19 protein-coding genes and 2 pseudogenes are annotated in these 18,503 nt (G+C 65.5%); 11 read left to right on the top strand and 10 right to left on the bottom strand.

The window, feature by feature from the left end; genetic code table 11:
* Positions 1–75: 75 nt before the first annotated feature.
* The 3 genes and pseudogenes from ACQKQA_RS25840 to ACQKQA_RS25830 all read right to left on the bottom strand — a co-directional run.
* Positions 76–144, bottom strand: a pseudogene (locus ACQKQA_RS25840) (superoxide dismutase [Fe]); the annotation flags it as partial.
* Between the two features lie 175 nt (positions 145–319).
* Positions 320–922 (bottom strand): LysE/ArgO family amino acid transporter, encoded by a 603-nt coding sequence (locus ACQKQA_RS25835; RefSeq protein ID WP_427563841.1) that lies wholly within the window; start codon positions 920–922, stop codon positions 320–322.
* 5 nt (positions 923–927) lie between these two features.
* Positions 928–1,329 carry an ACT domain-containing protein gene (locus tag ACQKQA_RS25830; protein WP_427563840.1) on the bottom strand — a complete coding sequence of 134 codons (402 nt, stop codon included), beginning with the start codon at positions 1,327–1,329 and terminating at the stop codon, positions 928–930.
* Positions 1,330–1,425: 96 nt separating this feature from the next.
* Between ACQKQA_RS25830 and ACQKQA_RS25825 the strand changes: the two genes are divergently transcribed.
* The 4 genes from ACQKQA_RS25825 (at position 1,426) to ACQKQA_RS25810 (ending at position 5,295) form a co-directional block, all read left to right on the top strand.
* Positions 1,426–2,325 carry a LysR family transcriptional regulator ArgP gene (locus ACQKQA_RS25825; protein ID WP_427563838.1) on the top strand — a complete coding sequence of 300 codons (900 nt, stop codon included), beginning with the start codon at positions 1,426–1,428 and terminating at the stop codon, positions 2,323–2,325.
* A gap of 64 nt (positions 2,326–2,389) precedes the next feature.
* Positions 2,390–3,382, top strand: coding sequence for an NAD-dependent epimerase/dehydratase family protein (locus tag ACQKQA_RS25820; RefSeq protein WP_427563836.1), 993 nt, complete (start codon positions 2,390–2,392; stop codon positions 3,380–3,382).
* Between the two features lie 106 nt (positions 3,383–3,488).
* On the top strand, positions 3,489–4,325 hold the full coding sequence (locus tag ACQKQA_RS25815; protein WP_427563834.1) for an ATPase: 837 nt from the start codon (positions 3,489–3,491) through the stop codon (positions 4,323–4,325).
* A 133-nt stretch (positions 4,326–4,458) separates the two neighbouring features.
* A complete protein-coding gene (locus tag ACQKQA_RS25810) occupies positions 4,459–5,295 on the top strand; it encodes a cache domain-containing protein (protein WP_427563833.1) in 837 nt (278 codons plus the stop codon).
* Positions 5,296–5,358: 63 nt separating this feature from the next.
* On the opposite strand, the gene ACQKQA_RS25805 is transcribed toward ACQKQA_RS25810, so the two are convergent.
* Together ACQKQA_RS25805 and pobA are read right to left on the bottom strand one after the other, a co-directional pair.
* Entirely contained in the window at positions 5,359–6,876 is a 1,518-nt protein-coding gene (locus ACQKQA_RS25805; protein ID WP_427563832.1) for an MDR family MFS transporter, read from the bottom strand.
* A 77-nt stretch (positions 6,877–6,953) separates the two neighbouring features.
* Positions 6,954–8,138, bottom strand: a complete 1,185-nt coding sequence (gene pobA, locus ACQKQA_RS25800) for a 4-hydroxybenzoate 3-monooxygenase (RefSeq protein WP_427563843.1) — start codon at positions 8,136–8,138, stop codon at positions 6,954–6,956.
* Positions 8,139–8,324: 186 nt separating this feature from the next.
* On the opposite strand from pobA, the gene ACQKQA_RS25795 reads away from it, so the two are divergent.
* Positions 8,325–9,215 carry a helix-turn-helix domain-containing protein gene (locus ACQKQA_RS25795; RefSeq protein WP_427563830.1) on the top strand — a complete coding sequence of 297 codons (891 nt, stop codon included), beginning with the start codon at positions 8,325–8,327 and terminating at the stop codon, positions 9,213–9,215.
* 13 nt (positions 9,216–9,228) lie between these two features.
* Here ACQKQA_RS25795 and ACQKQA_RS25790 read toward each other — a convergent pair whose 3' ends face one another.
* Both ACQKQA_RS25790 and ACQKQA_RS25785 read right to left on the bottom strand, forming a co-directional pair.
* A complete protein-coding gene (locus ACQKQA_RS25790; RefSeq protein ID WP_427563828.1) occupies positions 9,229–9,405 on the bottom strand; it encodes a hypothetical protein in 177 nt (58 codons plus the stop codon).
* Between the two features lie 126 nt (positions 9,406–9,531).
* Positions 9,532–10,437, bottom strand: coding sequence for a LysR family transcriptional regulator (locus tag ACQKQA_RS25785; protein WP_427563827.1), 906 nt, complete (start codon positions 10,435–10,437; stop codon positions 9,532–9,534).
* Positions 10,438–10,580: 143 nt separating this feature from the next.
* Here ACQKQA_RS25785 and ACQKQA_RS25780 point away from each other — a divergent pair, with 143 nt between their 5' ends.
* Together ACQKQA_RS25780 and ACQKQA_RS25775 are read left to right on the top strand one after the other, a co-directional pair.
* A complete protein-coding gene (locus ACQKQA_RS25780; RefSeq protein WP_427563825.1) occupies positions 10,581–11,465 on the top strand; it encodes an MBL fold metallo-hydrolase in 885 nt (294 codons plus the stop codon).
* 76 nt (positions 11,466–11,541) lie between these two features.
* Entirely contained in the window at positions 11,542–12,156 is a 615-nt protein-coding gene (locus ACQKQA_RS25775) for an NAD(P)-dependent oxidoreductase (protein WP_427563824.1), read from the top strand.
* A gap of 38 nt (positions 12,157–12,194) precedes the next feature.
* Here ACQKQA_RS25775 and ACQKQA_RS25770 read toward each other — a convergent pair whose 3' ends face one another.
* On the bottom strand, positions 12,195–13,082 hold the full coding sequence (locus ACQKQA_RS25770; protein WP_427563823.1) for a LysR substrate-binding domain-containing protein: 888 nt from the start codon (positions 13,080–13,082) through the stop codon (positions 12,195–12,197).
* Between the two features lie 153 nt (positions 13,083–13,235).
* Between ACQKQA_RS25770 and ACQKQA_RS25765 the strand changes: the two genes are divergently transcribed.
* Complete coding sequence (locus ACQKQA_RS25765; RefSeq protein ID WP_427563821.1) at positions 13,236–14,873, top strand: 5-guanidino-2-oxopentanoate decarboxylase; 1,638 nt, start codon at positions 13,236–13,238, stop codon at positions 14,871–14,873.
* Positions 14,870–16,318: an aldehyde dehydrogenase family protein gene (locus ACQKQA_RS25760; RefSeq protein WP_427563819.1), complete on the top strand. Its 1,449-nt coding sequence runs from the start codon at positions 14,870–14,872 to the stop codon at positions 16,316–16,318. The genes ACQKQA_RS25765 and ACQKQA_RS25760 overlap by 4 nt, the downstream gene beginning before the upstream one ends.
* A gap of 28 nt (positions 16,319–16,346) precedes the next feature.
* Here ACQKQA_RS25760 and ACQKQA_RS25755 read toward each other — a convergent pair whose 3' ends face one another.
* On the bottom strand, positions 16,347–17,276 hold the full coding sequence (locus ACQKQA_RS25755) for an AraC family transcriptional regulator N-terminal domain-containing protein (RefSeq protein WP_427563817.1): 930 nt from the start codon (positions 17,274–17,276) through the stop codon (positions 16,347–16,349).
* A 331-nt stretch (positions 17,277–17,607) separates the two neighbouring features.
* Here ACQKQA_RS25755 and ACQKQA_RS25750 point away from each other — a divergent pair, with 331 nt between their 5' ends.
* Positions 17,608–17,973, top strand: a complete 366-nt coding sequence (locus ACQKQA_RS25750) for an antibiotic biosynthesis monooxygenase family protein (protein ID WP_427563816.1) — start codon at positions 17,608–17,610, stop codon at positions 17,971–17,973.
* A gap of 9 nt (positions 17,974–17,982) precedes the next feature.
* On the top strand, positions 17,983–18,255 hold the full coding sequence (locus ACQKQA_RS25745; protein ID WP_427563814.1) for a hypothetical protein: 273 nt from the start codon (positions 17,983–17,985) through the stop codon (positions 18,253–18,255).
* A gap of 43 nt (positions 18,256–18,298) precedes the next feature.
* On the opposite strand, the pseudogene ACQKQA_RS25740 reads toward ACQKQA_RS25745, so the two are convergent.
* Positions 18,299–18,503 (bottom strand): annotated as a pseudogene (locus ACQKQA_RS25740) (flavin reductase family protein); the annotation flags it as partial.

Raw genomic sequence — 18,503 nt, 5'->3', positions numbered from 1 at the left:
AGCCGCCCCGGGGGGTATGCCGCAGGGCGTTGTCGATCAGGTTGTCCAGCACCCGCTCCAGTTGCGCGCGGCATGGGTTTCCTTGGAAATGTGCGGCTGCAGGGCATCGTGTGCGTAAGGCAGCGGCGGCAATTCGAAAGCCATGATGATTCTCCTAATCAGGTCAGTTGCGGTGAGCGCAAGGCCGATCACGGGCGGCCAGACAAGCGCCGGGGAGTTTGTACTCTTTGCGGCGCAGGGTTCGGATCATAGCACCGGGGGTGCGGCATAACCACGCAACAACTGTGTGGGATAGAGGTTCCAGAGCCTTTCGCAATCATCATGTGGCGGTGATGAGTTGCAGCGCCACGCTGAACATCATCACAGCCACCAGCAGGTCGAGAATGCGCCAGGTGCTCGGGCGCGCCAGCCACGGTGCGAGCCAGGCGGCGCCAAGGGCCAGGGTGAAGAACCACAGCAGCGAAGCGCTGGCCGCGCCGATCACATAGGCGCCGGGTTCGGTCTGCTGTGCCCCGAGCGAACCGATCAGCAGCACGGTGTCCAGGTACACGTGGGGGTTGAGCAGGGTCACCGCCAGGGCGCTGAGCAATACCGCGCGCAGCGAGCGCACGGTCTGGTTCTCGCCCTGCTGCAGGCTCTGTTTCGAACAGGCGCGACGCAAGGCCTGGCTGCCGTACCAGATCAGGAAGGTGGCGCCGCCCCAGCGGGCAAACGCCAGCAGTGTCGGGTTCTGTGCCAGTACCGTAGCCAGGCCGAAGACCCCGGCCGCCACCAGCAAGGCGTCGCAGGTCACGCACAGCACGGCCACCGGCAGGTGGTGTTCGCGTCGCAGGCTCTGGGCCAGGACAAAGGCATTCTGGCTGCCGATCGCCATGATCAGTCCGGCCGCCACCAGCAGCCCGTTCACGTAGCTTTGCCACATAGTCCTTACTCCTCGCCTGCCGCCAGTTGCCGCAACACGGCCATGGCGCGCTCGGCATCGGCCTGCCCGACAAACAAATGATCGTGGTAGTAGCCGGCGATCACGTTGCAACTGATCCCGGCCTGGCCCAGGGCGCTGGCGAACGCGGCGGTCAGGCCGACCGCTTCCAGGGCCGAGTGCACGTTGAGGGTGATCCAGGCCGCGACATAGTCGAAACCCAGCCCCAGCCGCTCGGCCTGCTGGCGTTCGAGGATCACCGTGAGTCCTTCCTGTTCGCGAAAGCTGCCCAGGGCCTCGGTGCCGTCGAGCAGCGCGCGATCGGCGATGGAACAGAACACGTAGTCGCCGGGGTTGAGCTGCGGGCTCATGCTGCGCAGCAGGGTATCGAGGGAGGTTTCGCCAGCCATGGAAAAGGTCCTTGAACAAGAAAGCATGCTGGCTATTTTCCGGTCCCAGGCTGTATAAGAAAAACCAATATTGCTGATCGCTCATTAGGGAAACTGATGTTCGACTATAAATTGCTGTCCGCCCTGGCCGCGGTGATTGAACAGGCTGGATTCGAGCGCGCCGCCCAGGTGCTGGGCTTGTCGCAGTCGGCCATTTCCCAGCGGATCAAGCTGCTCGAGGCGCGGATCGGCCAGCCGGTGCTGGTGCGGATCACGCCACCGGCGCCGACGGAAATCGGCCGGCGCCTGCTCAACCATGTGCAACAGGTGCGCCTGCTCGAACGCGACCTGCAGAGCCAGGTGCCGGCCCTGGATGAGGAGGGTTTGCCAGAGCGCCTGCGCATCGCCCTCAACGCCGACAGTCTGGCCACTTGGTGGGCCGAGGCGGTGGGCGACTTCTGCGCCGAGCAGCACCTGCTGCTGGACCTGGTCGTCGAAGACCAGACCGTGGGCCTCAAGCGCATGCGGGCCGGGGAAGTGGCGGCCTGTGTCTGCGCCAGCGAGCGGCCGGTGGCGGGGGCCCGCAGCGTGTTGCTGGGCGCCATGCGCTACCGTGCCCTGGCCAGTCCGGCGTTCCTGGCGCGGCATTTTCCGCAGGGGGTGCAAGCCGAACGCCTGGCCCGCACGCCGGCCCTGGTGTTCGGCCCGGACGATTTTCTGCAGCATCGCTACCTGGCGGCGCTGGGGGTGGATGGTGCTTTCGAGCATCACTTGTGCCCGTCGTCTGAGGGTTTCATTCGCTTGACCGAGGCCGGTCTGGGCTGGGGGCTGTTGCCCGAATTGCAGGTGCGCGAACAACTGGAGCGGGGTGTGTTGGTGGAGCTGTTGCCCGATAAGCCGATCGATGTACCGCTGTACTGGCATCATTGGCGCAATGGTGGCCAACTGCTGGGCCTGCTCACCGAGCATCTGGCCCGTTCTTCGGCGCAATGGCTGGTGCCGTTGCAGCAGCCATAAGCGTCAAGCATCAAGCTGCCGGTGAAGCGTCGGTAGTGGGTAAGGGTATTTCTAGGAGCAAGTCATGAAAATTCTGGTCACCGGCGCAAGCGGCTTCATTGGTGGACGCTTCGCGCGTTTTGCCCTTGAGCAGGGCCTGGATGTGCGGGTCAACGGGCGTCGGGCCGAAGGTGTCGAGCATCTGGTGCGGCGTGGGGCCGAGTTCGTCCAGGGTGACTTGAGCGATGGGGAGCTGGTCCGCGACCTGTGCCGCGATATCGACGCCGTGGTGCACTGCGCCGGATCGGTGGGCCTCTGGGGGCGTTACCAGGACTTCCACCAGGGCAACGTGCTGGTCACGGAAAACGTGGTCGAGGCCTGCCTCAAGCGCAATGTCCGGCGCCTGGTGCACCTGTCGTCGCCGTCGATCTATTTCGACGGTCGCGATCATCTGGGGCTGACCGAGGAACAGGTGCCCAAGCGCTTCAAGCATCCTTATGCCGCCACCAAGTACCTGGCCGAGCAGAAGGTGTTCGGCGCCCAGGAGTTCGGCCTGGAAGTGCTGGCGCTGCGCCCGCGCTTTGTCACCGGCGCCGGCGACATGAGCATTTTCCCGCGGCTGTTGAAGATGCAGCGCAAGGGGCGCCTGGCGATCGTCGGCAACGGCCTGAACAAGGTCGACTTCACCAGTGTGCAGAACCTCAACGAAGCGTTGCTCAGCGCGTTGCTGGCCAACGGATCGGCCCTGGGCAAGGCCTATAACATCAGTAATGGCGCGCCGGTGCCGCTGTGGGACGTGGTGAACTATGTGATGCGCCAGATGGGCGTGCCCCAGGTCACACGCTACCGTTCCTTTGGCCTGGCCTATAGCGTGGCGGCGCTCAACGAAGGTTTCTGCAAGCTCTGGCCGGGCCGTCCGGAACCGACCCTGTCGCGCCTGGGCATGCAGGTGATGAACAAGAACTTCACCCTGGATATCAGCCGCGCCCGCCATTACCTGGACTACGAACCGAAGGTCAGCCTGTGGACGGCGCTGGATGAATTCTGCGGCTGGTGGAAGGCCCAGGACATAGGCTGAAACCCCACACTGAACCGAGTCCCGGGTTCAGTGTCGATGAGTGCGGCGGGTTAGCGGTTTATACTCGCTGCATTCAGCTATCACCGCGGTTCATAAAGGTTGCCCCATGCGTAACGATGCCAACGACGACTTCGACGATGTTCCAAGCCTGCGCGCCGACACCCTCGACGACGATTTCCCGACCACCGTCGGTGGCCGCGAGCGTACGTCGGTCCATGCGCGCAGCGTGCCGGCCGCCAAGGCCAAGGCGCCGAATGCCGGGCCGCTCTGGGCGCTGGTCGGCGCCTTGTTCTTCGCCTTTGCCGGCCTGGCCTGGTGGAGCTTCCAGCAGATCTCTTTGATGGAGCAGCAACTGGTCGCGACCCAGGAAAGTTTTGCCCGCATCAGCGAAGAAGCCGCGGGGCGCCTGCAGGATATTTCCGGCAAGGTGGTGGCCAGCCAGTCCAGCGTCAACAGCGACAGCGAAGCCTTGAAGCTGCAGCTCAAGCAGCTGGAAGGCCGGCTGCAGGACCAGAACAAGCAGCAACAGGGCGTGGCCGGGCAGGCCACGGACCTGGACAAGCGTCTGGCCCAGATGACCGCCCAGGCCACTGAACAACAGGCGGCCAATAGCCAGTTGCAGGCCCAGGTGAAAGCCTTGAGCGGCGAGCTGGCCGCGCTGAAAAGCGCACCGGCCGACACCAGCAAGGTCGATGCCCAGTTCAAGAGCCTGAACGCCGAGTTGGCCACTCTGAAAAAACAGGGCAACCCGAGCGCCGCCATCGAGCGTCTGGAGCAGGACCTGATCGTGCTCAAGAGCCAGCAGGACAATCGTCCCGCCGCCGCTCAGGGGGGCACCAACACCGCCGAGTTCGACGCCTTCCGCGGCCAGGTCACCCGCAACATCAATACCCTGCAGAGCCAGATCCAGAACCTGCAACAGCAGCTCAATAACCGTCCCTGAGCCTGGCGGCCTTCCCGCGAGCGACGTGGGAAGGCCGCGGCTGTTCTCCCGCCTGTGCGCTTTGCCTGAATACTCGACCATAACCCTCGGCCGTCTACGCTCTTGAAACACCAACAAGAACGAGGGACGCACCATGAGGGGATTGCTTAACGCCGCGCTGCTGGGGTGGTGGCTGATGGTCTGGGGCGGTCAGGTGCAGGCGGCGGACGATGCCACGGCGGCCAAGGCCTTGCTGAAAGAAGCCCTGGCCTATTACCACGACCAGGGGGACAAGGCCTTCGCCGCCTTCAGCCGGCAGGGCGAGTTCGTCGACCAGGACCGTTATGTGTTCGTGGTCGACACCCAGGGCGTGATGCTGGCCAGCGGCGGGCCCTCGTCGGTGCTGATCGGCCGCGATGTGTCGGAAGTCCTCGGGCCGGACCTGCAAAAGGCCTTCAAGGATGCGCTGAAAATTCCCGAGGGCAACGGCATCCAGCAAGCCGAATACCGTTGGCAGAACTGGGCCGACGGCAAGGTCGAGCGCAAGCATGTGTATTACCAGCGGGTCGGCGAGCGGATTCTCGCGGTCGGCTATTACCTGCCGCGGGCCTCCGCCGAGCAGGCCAGGGCGTTGCTGGACAAGGCGGCGAGCGCGCTGGTCAAGGACGAGAAGGGCACGCTGACGGCGATCAACTCGCTCAAGGGCGGCTTCCTGCAGGACGATCTGTATGTGTTCGTGGTCGACCTGGACAACCAGCGCTATGTGGCCCACGGCACCAATCTGCGGCTGATCAATACCGACTTCGGCAAGGTCAGGGACCCGGACGGCAAGCCGGTGGGCGAGCCGATCCTGGCGCTGATGGCCAAGCAGGACCAGGGCGAATACCCCTACCGCTGGAAGAACCCGGTGACCGCCAAGGTAGAAGACAAGCACGCCTACCTGCGTAAGGTCGGGCACTTCCTGGTGGCGGTGGGGTACTACAGCCCGTGACGCCGATCGCGAATCGGCTTGCGCCTGCTGGAACACGGATGTTGCGCAGGCGCGCAGATACCTCTACTTGAGTTTCTCCTCACGCCCCCGCAGTTGCGCATTGGGCATTGCCAGCGCCGCCGCCAGCCCCAGCAACGACACCGCCGCGCTGACCAGCAGCAAGTGCCTGAAGGTCAACTGCAGCTCGGCGCGCAAGGCCTGCTGCTCCGGGCCGGGGGCAGCGTTCAGGCTGTCGAGCAACACATTGCTCGACGGGCCTTCGCCGATCAGCATCGAACCGCTCAAGTGGGCGAAGCTGGAGTCCTGCAACAGGCTCAGCAGCAGCGCCGACATCAGCGCCACACCCACCGCGCCGCCCAGGGAGCGAAACAGGTTGGTGGTGCTGGTGGCGACGCCGATGTCCCGTTGCTCCACCGAGTTCTGGCTGCCCACCAGGGAGGTCGGGAACTGCATGCCGGAGGCGATTCCGCAGAGCAGCATGAACAGGCTGCTCTGCAGCACCGCCTGGGGCGGGCTGAAGGCCATGCCGAGAGTGGCCAGTGGCATCAACAGGGCGCCCCCGAGAATCATCGGTTGGTAGCGACCGGTCACCGAGGTCAGGCGCCCGGCGCAGTAGGCGCCGATCGGCAGGCCGATGGCCAGGGGCAGCAGGTGCAGCGCCGCGCTGTCGGCGCCGGCGCCGGTGACACTCTGGAAGCGCAGCGGCATCAGCACCACCAGCGAGAGGGCCTGGAAGCTGGTGAAGAACACCGTGCACCAGCACAGCAGGGCGTTGCGATTGGCGAACAGGTGCATGGGCAGCAAGGGTTCCTGCGTGCGTCGTTCATGCCAGGTGAACAGCGCCAGGACGATGGCCGCGCAGGCCAGCAGACCCGCCACCTCGGGGCTGCGCCAAGGGTGGCCCTGGCCGAAGCGGGTGATCGCCAGCAGCAGGGCGGTCAGGCCGACGATCATCAGCAGCGTGCCGAGGTAGTCGATGATCGGTTTGCGCTGCGGAATCGGCAGCCCCCGCAGATTGCGCCTGGCGATAAGCCAGGCCCCCAGGCCCAGGGGCAGGTTGATCAGGAACACCCAGCGCCAGGACAGGTATTGGGTCATGTAGCCGCCGAGCACCGGGCCGGCGACACTGGCCACCGCGTACATGCTGCTGAAGTAACCCTGGTAACGGCCGCGCTCGCGGGGCGGGACGATATCGCCAATGATCGCCTGGCTGACGGAAATCATCCCGCCGGCGCCGACGCCCTGGAAGATCCTGGCCAGCACCAGTTGCTCCATGCTTTGGGCCAGGCCACAGAACAGCGACGCCAGGGTGAACAGGCCGAGGCCGAACAGCATCAGTTTGCGCCGGCCATAAAGATCGCCGAGCTTGCCGTAGATCGGCACCGCCACCGTCATCGCCACCATGTAGCCGGAAATCACCCAGGCCAGCAGGCTGACGTCCTTGAATTGCGCGGAGATGGCGGGCATGGAGACCGCGACTATGGTCTGGTCCAGGGCGCCGAGGAAGATCGCCAGCATCAGGGCGATCAGCACGCTGCGCAGAGCCGGTTTGGGCTGGCCGGGCGGGTTGGGTTGGGTCACGAAAGAACCTGCGGGCAGTGATTGACCCGCAAGGAGCAAGGCGAGCGGGAAGGCTTGCCAGTGTACTCGATAGGCCCCTACTCGATAGCCTCATAAGGAAGCCCGACGTAATTTTCCGCGATGGTCCTGCGCCCGGCCTCGGAGTCGACGAAGTACTCAAGCTCCGATTCGGCGATGCGTTGGCTGAAGTCGTCGGAACCCGGGAAGCGGTGCAGCATCGAGGTCATCCACCAGGAGAAGCGCTCGGCCTTCCAGATCCGCCGCAGGCAGATTTCCGAGTACTTGGGCAGCAGGTCGGTGCGCTGCTCGCGATAGACCTTGAGCAGGATGTTGAACAGGGTGCTGACATCGCTGGCGGCCAGGTTCAGGCCCTTGGCGCCGGTGGGCGGGACGATGTGCGCGGCGTCGCCGACCAGGAACAGGCGCCCGTATTGCATCGGTTCGACCACGAAACTGCGCAGCGGCGCGATGCTTTTCTCCAGCGACGGGCCGGTCACCAGGCGCTCGGCCAGGTCCTCGGGCAGGCGTCTCTTGAGTTCGTCCCAGAAGCGCTGATCGGACCAGTCCGCGACGTTCTCGTCCGCCGGCACCTGCAGGTAATAGCGGGTGCGGGTGGTCGAGCGCATGCTGCACAGGGCAAAGCCGCGCTCGTGGCGGGCGTACACCAGTTCGTCGTGGACCGGCGGAGTGTCGGCGAGAATGCCCAGCCAGCCGAACGGGTAGACGCGCTCGAAGACCTTCAGTTTCTCGGCCGGGATCGACTGCCGGGCGACCCCGTGGAAACCGTCGCAGCCGGCGATGTAGTCGCAGTCCAGGCGATGGGGCTCGCCCTGGTAATCGAAGGTCAGGTAGGGGCGGTCGCTCTGCAGGTCGTGGGGGCGCACGTCGTCGGCCTGGTACAGGGTCCGGGCGCCGACGGCCTGGCGGGCCTGCATCAGGTCGCGGGTGACTTCGGTCTGGCCGTAGATCATCACGTTCTTGCCGCCGGTGAGGGCGTGCAGGTCGATGGCCACCCGACGGCCATCGAGGGCCAGTTCGAAGCCGCCGTGCACCAGGCCTTCGGCGTCCATGCGCTGGCTGACGCCGGCCTGGCGCAGGAGGTCGACCATGCCCTGTTCCAGCACCCCGGCACGGATGCGTCCGAGTACGTAGTCAGGGGTTTGGCGTTCGAGGATCAGGGTGTCGATACCGGCTTGGTGCAGCAGTTGGCCGAGCAGCAATCCGGAGGGGCCGGCGCCGATGATGGCGACTTGAGTTTTCAGGGTTTTCATTGTTGTTATGACTCGCAAGCTTCACGCGAACAGGTTCGCTGAGTGATTTTTATGTTTCGAGTGCGGGCATTTTTCACTTGTGAAGCTGTCAGTTGAAGGTGAAAACTGAGCCGATACCTGTTCATTTCACCAATCGGGGCGATTATCGCCCGCCACCCAGAGTCCTGGATTGCAGTTATGAATAAGCCAGCCCTGCCTTCGATTCCGGTGTTCAAACTTTATGGGGAAGGCCTGGACTGGCCGACGCCGGACCTGCTGCACTGCGAGACCATTTCCAAGCGCAGCCGCGAGCATCAGTGGGAAATCAAGCCGCATCGCCATGCCGACCTGTGCCAGCTGCTGTACGTGCATCGCGGGCAGGCGGAACTGGAGATCGAAGGCCAACGCACGTTGCTGGGGGAGTCGGCGTTGCAGATCCTGCCGCCCTTGTCGGTGCATGGCTTTCGTTTTTCCGAGGACATCGACGGTTATGTGGTGTCCCTGGCGGCGCCCTTGATGAGCCACCTGCAATCCCAGCTCGGGCACTCGGTGAATGCCCTGGCCGTGGCCGAGAGCTACCCGGCGGGCGCTGATGGCGACTACCTGAACAGCCTGTTCGCCGCCTTGCAGAACGAATACCAGGGGCGCGAGCCGGCGCGGGAAATGCTCATGCATTCGCTGGTCAGCGTGATCATGGTCTGGGTCAGCCGGCAGGCGATCCGCCGCCGCAGCGCCAGCCAGCGGCCGCAGCGGGCCCGGGAGTATTTCAACGGCTATATCCAGCTGGTGGAAACCCACTACCGCGAGCATGTGAAGGTCGAGGACCTGGCGCACAAGCTGGGGATTTCCGTGTCCCACCTCAACGGCACCTGCCGGGAGCTGGCGGGCCAGCCGGCGCTGCAGATCATGCATGAGCGCCAGCTGCTGGAGGCCAAGCGCCTGCTGACCTACACCAGCATGACCATCTATGAGATTTCCGACGTCCTGGGGTTTTCCGATCCCACCAACTTCACCCGGCTGTTCCGGCGCCGGGTCGGGATCTCACCCAAGGCCTTCCGCGATCGCTTGAAGACCGAACACGAACACTGAGGCCGCGCCCGAATCACTTCAGGGAGTTGAGGGTGGCGTTGTGCGGGATGCATTGGTCGGCGTTGCAGCTGGCGTAGACATGGGGCTGCTGCCGGGCCTGTTCGACGCGGTAGGCCGCGGTTCCGTAGAGCGCCAGGGTCGCGGTGCAGGTGATGAAAATGGCCAGGTATCTTCGGGTCTTGACGCGCATGGCAATCACCTCTGAACGAGCCTCCCTGCGCTTGTGGGGGTGCTGTTATCAGCATAGGTCAGCCAGGGTCGCTTGCCATGTCGCGGGGCCCCGTGTTGACGGGGCATTCAGCGCTCTTATCGGGCCTTAAAGCCCCTTGTCCCACTCCGGTTCCTCGGGGAAACGCAGCACCAGGAAATCCAGCATGCTGCGCAGCGCCGCCGGCATGTGCTTGCGCGAGGCGTAGACCGCGTACATGTTCATTTGCCGGGGCTCGGCCCGGGGCAGCAGGCGCACCAGTTCGCCGCTGTGGATATGCACCCCGGCCTGGTAGCTGGGCAGCATCGCCACGCCGGCCCCGGCCATGGCCGCGCGCAACAGGGTGCTGGCTTCGTTGGCGCTGATATTGCCCTGCACTGGAACCGAAACCTGTTCGCCGTCCTGCTCGAAATGCCACAGGCTCTTGCCGAAGTAGGAGTGGGTCAGGCAGTTGTGCTGGCTGAGTTCCTCGACCCGCTGCGGCGCCGGGTGCTCGCGCAGATAGGCCGGGGAGGCGCAGATCACCGAGCGGCAGACGGTCAGCCGCCGGGCGATCAGGTTCGGGTCCAGGTCGTTGCTGGTGCGGATCGCCAGGTCGATGCGCTCGTCCACCAGGTTCACCGTGCGGTCGAGCATCTGCAGGTCGATGCTGACGCCCGGGTAGCGCTTGACGTAGACGGCCATGGCTTCCGCCAGTTGCGCCTGGCCGAACGAAGTGCTGACGCTGATGCGCAGCAGGCCGCGAGGGGCGTCGTCGGGTTCGCTGACGGCGGCCTGCATGTCCGTCGACAACTCGAGCATCTGCCGGCAGCGGGGGAGGATTTCCGTGCCCGCCGCGGTCAGGCTCAGCTTGCGGGTGGTGCGGTGCATCAGGCGGGCGCCGACCCAGTCCTCCAGCTCCGCCAGATAACGCGACACCACCGGCCGCGAGAGGTCCAGATGGTCCGCGGCGGCCGACTGGCTGCCGAGATCGACCACGGTGACGAAGACGCGCATTGCTTGAAGACGATCCATGATTTGCCCGCTTTCAGAAACAAACTATGTCCAAGCATCGCATTTTTTGTAACGAGTGCGGCAACTAAGCTTGCATCCATCTTCACTGCGCCACCTTCACTGAGCCATGGCCACTGACGGCCCACAGACCACCGGAGCTGCACATGATCGGATTCACCTCTCTCAAGCGCCTGTTGCTGGCGACCGCCACCCTGGGTTTCGCCGCCCATGCCGCCGCCGTCGAGCCGGCCCTCACGCTGGACGTGTACAACCCGGGCACCGCGGCGATCTTCCCGGTGACCTCGGTACTGGTCAGCGGCAAGCAGGACGCGATCCTGGTGGACGCGCAGTTCGGCAAGTCCCAGGCCGAGCAACTGGTGCAGAAAATCCGCGCCAGCGGCAAGCAGCTGACCACCATCTACATCAGCCACGGCGACCCGGATTACTACTTCGGCCTGGACACCATCACCCAGGCGTTCCCCAAGGCCAAGGTCGTGGCGTCGCAGCCGACCGTCGAGCACATCAAGGCCACGGTCGAAGGCAAGGTCGCGTTCTGGGGCCCGAAAATGGGCGCCGACGTTCCGGCCAAGACCATCGTTCCAGAGGTGCTCAAGGGTGACAGCCTGACCCTGGAAGGGCAGAAGCTGGACATCATCGGCCTGGACGGCAAGCAGCCGGACCGCACCTTCGTCTGGATCCCTTCGATCAAGGCGGTGGTCGGTGGCGTGGTAGTGGCGGAAAACATCCATGTGTGGATGGCCGACACCCAGACCGCGCAATCCCACAAGGACTGGCTGACCACCCTGGACAGCATCGCCGCGCTGAAACCCAAGACCGTGGTGCCGGGCCATTACCTGGGCGACAGCGCCCGCTCCCTGGCCCCGGTGCGCTTCACCGCCGACTACATCAAGGCTTTCGATGAAGAAACTGCCAAGGCCAAGGATTCCGCGGCCCTGATCGCGGCGATGAAAAAGCGTTACCCGGACCTGGGCGAAGACAGCTCCCTGGAGCTGAGCGCCAAGGTCGCCAAGGGCGAAATGAAGTGGTGATTCGACCGTCCCCGCGCCTGGCGCGGGGGCGATCCCTGTAAGGCTTTGTGTCACTTATCGGAACTGGAGAACTGTCATGAGCAAGATCGCAATCATTGGTGCCACTGGTCGTGCCGGTAGCCAACTGCTGGAAGAAGCCCTGCGTCGCGGTCACAGCGTCACCGCGATTGCCCGTAACCCGGCGAAAATCGGCAACCGCGCCGGTGTGACGAGCCAGGCGGTCGACGTGCTGGACAGCGCGGCATTGCAGGCGGCGGTCGCCGGTCACGACGTGGTGATCAGCGCGGCGCACTTTTCCACCATCCCGGCCCATGCCGTGATCGACCCGGTGAAAAAGGCCGGGGTCAAGCGCCTGCTGGTGGTGGGCGGGGCCGGTTCGCTGCTGTTGCCCGACGGCAGCCGGGTGATCGACGCGCCGGGCTTTCCGGCTGAATACAAACCTGAAGCCAGTGCCGGCGCCGTGTTCCTCGATGCCCTGCGTCAGGAGCAGGAACTGGACTGGACCTTCCTGTCGCCGTCGGCGGAATTCGTCGAAGGCGAGCGCAGCGGCACGTTCCGCCTGGGCCAGGACCATCTGCTGGTGAGCGCCGAAGGCAAGAGCTGGATCACCTTCGCCGACTACGCCATCGCCCTGATCGACGAGCTGGAAACGCCGAAGCACTCCCGCCAGCGTTTCACCGTCGGTTACTGATCCACCCGTAGCCTTGTAGTCGCAGCCTGTGGCAGCGGCTACAAGGGACGTGTCCGGGCCTGTTCCACCAACCAGTCCAGCAATGCCCGCAACTGCGGCGATGGCGCCGAACGCTCGGGGTGGACCAGGTAGTAGCCCAGGCCCGTGCGCACCTTCAGGGCAAAAGGCATGACCAGCCGTCCGGCGCTCAGGTCTTCGCCGATCAAGGCCCAGTCGCCAATCGCCACGCCCGTGCCTTGGGCCGCGACCGACATCGCCAGGTCCAGGGTTTCGAAATGCTGGCCCTTGCCGATGTTGTTCAGCACCGTCCCCGAGGCTTTCAGCCAGGTCTTCCAGTCATGGGTATCCAGGGTCGGGTGCAGCAGCATGTGCTGTTGCAGGTCGGACGGGGTCTTGAGCGGTAGCGCCCCTTCCAGCAACGCGGGCGAGCACACCGGCGTCAGTTGTTCGTCGAACAGGTGATAGGCGTCAAGGGTGGCGGGCGGCGGTGCTCCGTAAATCACTGCGGCATCGAATGGCTCGCGGCTGAAGTCCACCCCGTGCTGCACCGTGGTGGTCAGCCGCACGGGCACGTCCGGACGTTCTTTCTGCCATTGCAGCAGGCGTGGCAGCAGCCAGCGCATCACGCAGGTGGAGGCCTTGAGTTGCAGGGTGTCGCGCTGGCCGCCGACCTGTTCCACCGTTTCGCTGATCAGGCCGAACACCTGTTCCACCCGTGGCAACCAGTCCCGGCCTTCGGCGGTCAGGCTCAGGCCGCGGGCCTGGCGCTGGAACAAGGCATAGCCCAGATGACTCTCCAGCCCGGCGATCTGCCGGCTCACCGCGCCCTGGGTGATGTGCAACTGCGCAGCCGCGTGGGTGAAGTTGCAGCAGCGTGCGGTGATCAGAAAGGTGTGCAGCGCGGGCAGGGGCGGGAGGCGTTTCATGGGCGGCCAAGGCATGACGTGAGGACATGGCTAGTATGACTTTTTATCCATTGTTCCGGCTATACGCCGCCCGTTCCAATGACGCTTTCCCCGTGCCTGGCCCTGCATCGGCTAACCAGGCACACCGTCTCAAGCGAACAAGAAGGGCAAGACATGGCGACGTGCGGCGAAGTACTGGTCAAGTTACTCGAAGGTTATGGGGTCGAGCAGGTGTTCGGCATTCCGGGGGTGCACACCGTCGAGCTGTATCGCGGGCTGGCCCGTTCGCGCATCGCCCATGTCACGCCGCGGCATGAGCAGGGCGCCGGTTTCATGGCCGATGGTTATGCCCGCACCAGCGGCAAGCCGGGGGTGTGCTTCATCATTACCGGCCCGGGGATGACCAACATCACCACCGCCATGGGCCAGGCCTACGCCGACTCGATTCCGATGCTGGTGATCTCCAGCGTGCAGTCCCGCAGCCAGCTCGGCGGTGGGCGCGGCAAGCTGCATGAGCTGCCGAACCAGGGCGCCCTGGTGGGCGGCGTGGCGGCGTTCTCCCACACCTTGATGTCCGCGGCGGAACTGCCGGCTGTCCTGGCCCGGGCCTTCGCCTTGTTCCAGGCCGGTCGGCCGCGCCCGGTGCACATTGAAATCCCCCTGGACGTGCTGGTGGAGGAGGCCGACGAACTGCTCGCCAGCGAGCCGGTGAGCATCGCTCGCGCCGGCGCCGCGCCCGCTGCCATTGCACGGATGAGCCAGTTGCTGGCGGGTGCCCGGCGTCCGTTGATCCTCGCCGGTGGCGGCGCGATCGATGCCGCTGTGCCCCTGACCCAACTCGCCGAGTTGCTGCAAGCGCCGGTGGCCCTGACCATCAATGCCAAGGGCATGCTGCCGTCGCGACATCCGCTGCTGATCGGTTCGACCCAGACCCTGGTGGCGACCCGCGCCCTGGTGGCCGATGCCGACGTGGTCCTGGCCATCGGCACCGAGCTGGCCGAGACCGACTACGACGTGACCTTCGCCGGCGGCTTCGAGATTCCCGGCGCCTTGCTGCGCATCGACATCGACCCGGACCAGACCGTGCGCAACTACCCGCCGAAAGTGGCGCTGGTGGCCGATGCCCGCACGGCGAGCGAAGCCTTGCTGGCCGAGCTGGCCCGACAGCCCCTGGGCGAGCGCGACAGCGCCTGGGGCGCGGCCCGTGCCGCGGCCTTGCGCGACGAGCTGGACCAGCAGTGGGACGCACCGACCCGGGCGCAGACCCTGTTCCTCGAAACCGTGGTGGATGAGCTGCCGGAGATCGTCATGGTCGGCGACTCCACGCAGCCGGTGTACAGCGGCAACCTGACCTTCAACCCCGAGCATCCACGGCGCTGGTTCAACGCCTCCACCGGCTACGGCACCCTCGGCTATGCCTTGCCGGCGGCCATCGGCGCCTGGCTGGGCGGCGCCTCCGAGCGCCATGGGCGGCGGCCGGTGGCCTGCCTGATCGGCGATGGCGGCTTGCAGTTCACCCTGGCGGAACTGGCCAGCGCGGTGGAGGCGCGCACGCCGGTCATCGTGCTGCTGTGGAATAACCAGGGCTACGAGGAGATCAAGAAATACATGGTCAACCGCGCCATCGAGCCGGTGGGCGTGGACATCTACACGCCGGACTTCATCGGCGTGGCCAAGGCCCTGGGTTGCGCCGCCGAGGCCGTCGACAGCGTCGCCGGCTTGCGCCAGGCCCTGCGCGCGGCCAGCGATCGTCAGGGGCCGACCCTGATCGAGATCGACCAGGCCCGCTGGATGCAGGCGGTGCAAGCATGAGCCAGGCAATCTTGTTGAACGGTGTGTACATCGACGGTCAGTGGCATACAGGCAGCGAGCTGTTGCCGGTGATCAACCCGGCCACCGAAGAGCCGCTGGCGCTGGTCGGCGGCGGCGATCGGCACAGCGTCGAGCGGGCGGTGGCCGCCGCCCAGGCCGGGCTCGCCCAGTGGGCCGCCACCAGCGGTGCCGAGCGTGGCGCGGTGTTGCGCCGGATCGCCGCCGGGGTCGCCGAACGCCGCGAGCGCCTGATGCATCTGCAATCGAGCAACAACGGCAAGCCCCGATTCGAAGCGGCCATCGACGTCGACGACGTGATCGCCACCTTCGACTATTACGCGGGGCTGGCCGAAGGCCTGGACGCCGCGCAAGACCGCGACGTGCCGCTGCCCAGCGACGATTTCAGCGCCCGGGTGCGACGCGAGCCTTGTGGCGTGGTCGGCCTGATCGTGCCGTGGAACTTCCCGATGGTCACCACCGCCTGGAAGCTCGCGCCGGCCCTGGCCGCCGGTTGCAGCGTGGTGCTCAAGCCCTCGGAAGTGACGCCGCTGCCGGAACTGGAACTGGCGGCGATCATTGCCCAAAGCGGCTTGCCCCAGGGCGTGTTCAACCTGGTCTGCGGCACTGGTCTGGCAGTGGGCGCACCGCTGGCGGCGGATCCGCGGGTGGCGAAGATTTCCTTTACCGGCAGCAATGCGGTGGGGGTCCAGGTCATGCAGCGCGCGGCGGAGACGGTCAAGGGCGTGAGCCTGGAGCTGGGCGGCAAGTCTTCGCTGCTGGTGCTGGCCGATGCCGACCTGGAGCTGGCGGTGGAGCTGGCCTGCGGCGGCGGCTTTTTCAATGCCGGGCAGATGTGCTCCGCCACCAGCCGGGTGCTGGTCGCGGACGAGTTGGCGGACGAATTTCTCCTGCGCCTCAAGGCTCGGGCCGAAGCGATCCGGGTGGCGGACCCGTTCGATCCGCAGGTGGAAATGGGGGCCCTGGTCAACCAGGCGCAATACCAGCGGGTACTGGGGCATATCGACCGCGGCCTGAATGCCGGGGCCCGGCTGGTGTGCGGTGGCGCGCGCCCGGCGGAACTCCCGCGGGGCTATTTCCTGCGGCCGACGATCTTCACTGAAGTGCCCCTCGACAGTGCGCTGTGGCGTGAAGAGATCTTCGGCCCGGTGCTCTGCGTGCGCAGTTTCGCCAGCGAGGCCGAGGCCATCGCGCTGGCCAACGACAGCGAGTTCGGCCTGGTGGCCAGTGTGGTCGGCGCCGATGAGCAAAACGCCGAGCGGGTCGCCAATGCGTTGCAGGCCGGGCTGGTGTGGATCAACGCGCCCCAGGTGATCTTTCCGCAGACCGCCTGGGGCGGCTACAAGCAGAGCAGCATCGGCCGCGAGCTGGGCCCCTGGGGATTACAGGCATTCCAGGAGCTCAAGCACGTGGTGCGCGCGCGCTGACCCAGGCTGTTCCGGCACAGAGAGGTGCTCAGACACTGCTGCGCAGACGCGCCATGTCCCGCAGCGGCGGGGCGCCGAACTGGCGGCTGTACTCGCGGCTGAACTGCGAGGGGCTTTCGTAGCCGACCCGATACCCGGCCGCGGAGGCTTCCAGGCCCTCGGCCAGCATCAGCCGCCGCGCCTCCTGCAGGCGCAGTTGCTTCTGGTATTGCAGGGGGCTCATGGCGGTCATGGCCTTGAAGCGGTGGTGCAGGGTGGACACGCTGAGGTTCACTTCCCGGGCCAGGTCGTCGATGCGCAGCGGTTGCTCGTAGTTGCCGTTGAGCCACTTGATGGCCTGGCTGACCCGGTGGCTCTGGCTGTTGGCGCTGGCGATCTCATACAGCCGATGGCCCTGGGGACTGCGCAGCAGCCGGTAGAGGATCTCCCGGCGGACCAGCGGCGCGAGCATGGCGATGTCCTTGGGCGTGTCCAGCAGGCGGGTCAGGCGCAGGATGGCGTCGAGCATCGGCGTGTCCAGGCGTTCCACATACAGGCCGCGGCCGATCGGGCGGTTCGGTACCCCCAGCGGGCCGGCATCGGCGATCAGCGCGCTGATCTCGGCCGGGTCGATATCCAGGCGCAGGGCCAGGACCGGTTCTTCGGGGGTGGCATTGGGCAGGCACCCGCTCAGGGGCATGGAGACCGAGACCACCAGGTAGTTGAGCGGGTCATAGTTGAACTGCTCGTCGGCCAGCCGGACCTCCTTGCGGCCCTGGGCCATGACGCACAGCGCCGGCTGGGCCAGCACCGAGCCGAAATCGCGGGACTGGCTGTGGCGCGAGACGAACAGCGACTGGATCGCCGTGGCATAGATGCCGTCTTCGGCGGTGTTGCGAGCGATGATCCCGGCCAGCTCCGCCCGCTGTTTTTCCAGTTCCGCGTCCAGGGGCGGCGGCGGTGTTTCGAGCAATGGCATGGCGGCTCCTCCGGGAAGATGGCGATGGGGCACAGCTTAAATTTGTGCAAGCGCCAGGGGTAGGCGAATCCTGCGCAAATCTTGCCTGATCCTGCCGCGCGTGCGCGCACGAACGGCTTCGAGTCCTGTGCATGGGCTGTCACTTGCTTGAAACAACCTTGTGGGTGTTTGCCCTGTCCAGGGCCGGATCCGCTGTTCCCGGGCAAGTCTCGCAGGATTGTGCAAGGCGTCGGCAGGAATCGACTAACGGCCGTGACGTCGGGCGCTTAACCTTTGATCCTGTCGCAGCCCGTCCCAAGGCTGCCTCGACATCACCCTGGGAGGGTCGCACATGTCCACGCATATTCCCGTCAGCCACATGGCATTCGTTCGTGCCCGCGCCGGCCGTTCTACGGAGTTGGGTGCCCGCCTGAGCAGCCTGATCGAACCGTCCCGCCAGGCCACAGGCTGCCTGCAGTTCGCTTTGCAGCATTCGCAATGCGACGCCGACCTGTGGCTGGTCAGCGGCTTCTGGAGCAGCCAGCAGGCGATGACCGATTATTTCTGTTCGCCGGCCATGGCGATCTTCACCGAGCTGGTCCAGGACCTGGTGGTCAACAGTCTGGATTTCCATACCTTCAAGGATGTTTCGGCCGCCCAGGCCGCAGGCGAATACGCGCAACTGAACGGCGCCGGGGTACACCAGCTGGCCAGTTGAGGGTTTAGAATGGCCGACTTTCCATTGGCCAGGATCAGCAACATGGCACGTAAAGAGTTTGCAGCATACGAAGCGGTTTCCGCCGTGGTTCCGGGTGACGGGGGCTACAGCGCCGCCATCGCGGTCAAGGCCCTGGATGGCTTGGGGGCACCGCGCTTTCACAAGGTTCTGGACGAGCAGAAATTCAAGACCGCCCACGACGCCGACCTGGCTGCCGCGCAGAAGCTTACGCAGTTGATCGACGTGAGCGAGGACGGCGAGTTGACCTGGGCAGCGAGCTGATCCGGGACGCTACCCGATCCTGAACGCTACCCCACCCTGAAAACTATCTGACCGCCCCCGGGCGGAACATCTTGAACAAGGCCTCCGGCCCCAGCTGGAAATAATCCGCTGGTCCGCCGCCGCGCAGAATCGGCTCTGCCGCGGCGGTGTCGTATACCCCATCCTTGAGCAGCCATTTGGCGATATGCACGGCGACCACTTCGCCGAGAATCAACCAGCTGGGCACCAGCTCCCGATCCGCCCGTTGC

This window comes from Pseudomonas sp. NPDC089530 (genome assembly GCF_050280705.1).
In the GTDB taxonomy this organism is placed as follows: Bacteria; Pseudomonadota; Gammaproteobacteria; order Pseudomonadales; family Pseudomonadaceae; genus Aquipseudomonas.
Note: the sequence above shows the minus strand (reverse complement) of the source record. Positions and strands in the feature narration are given on the sequence as shown.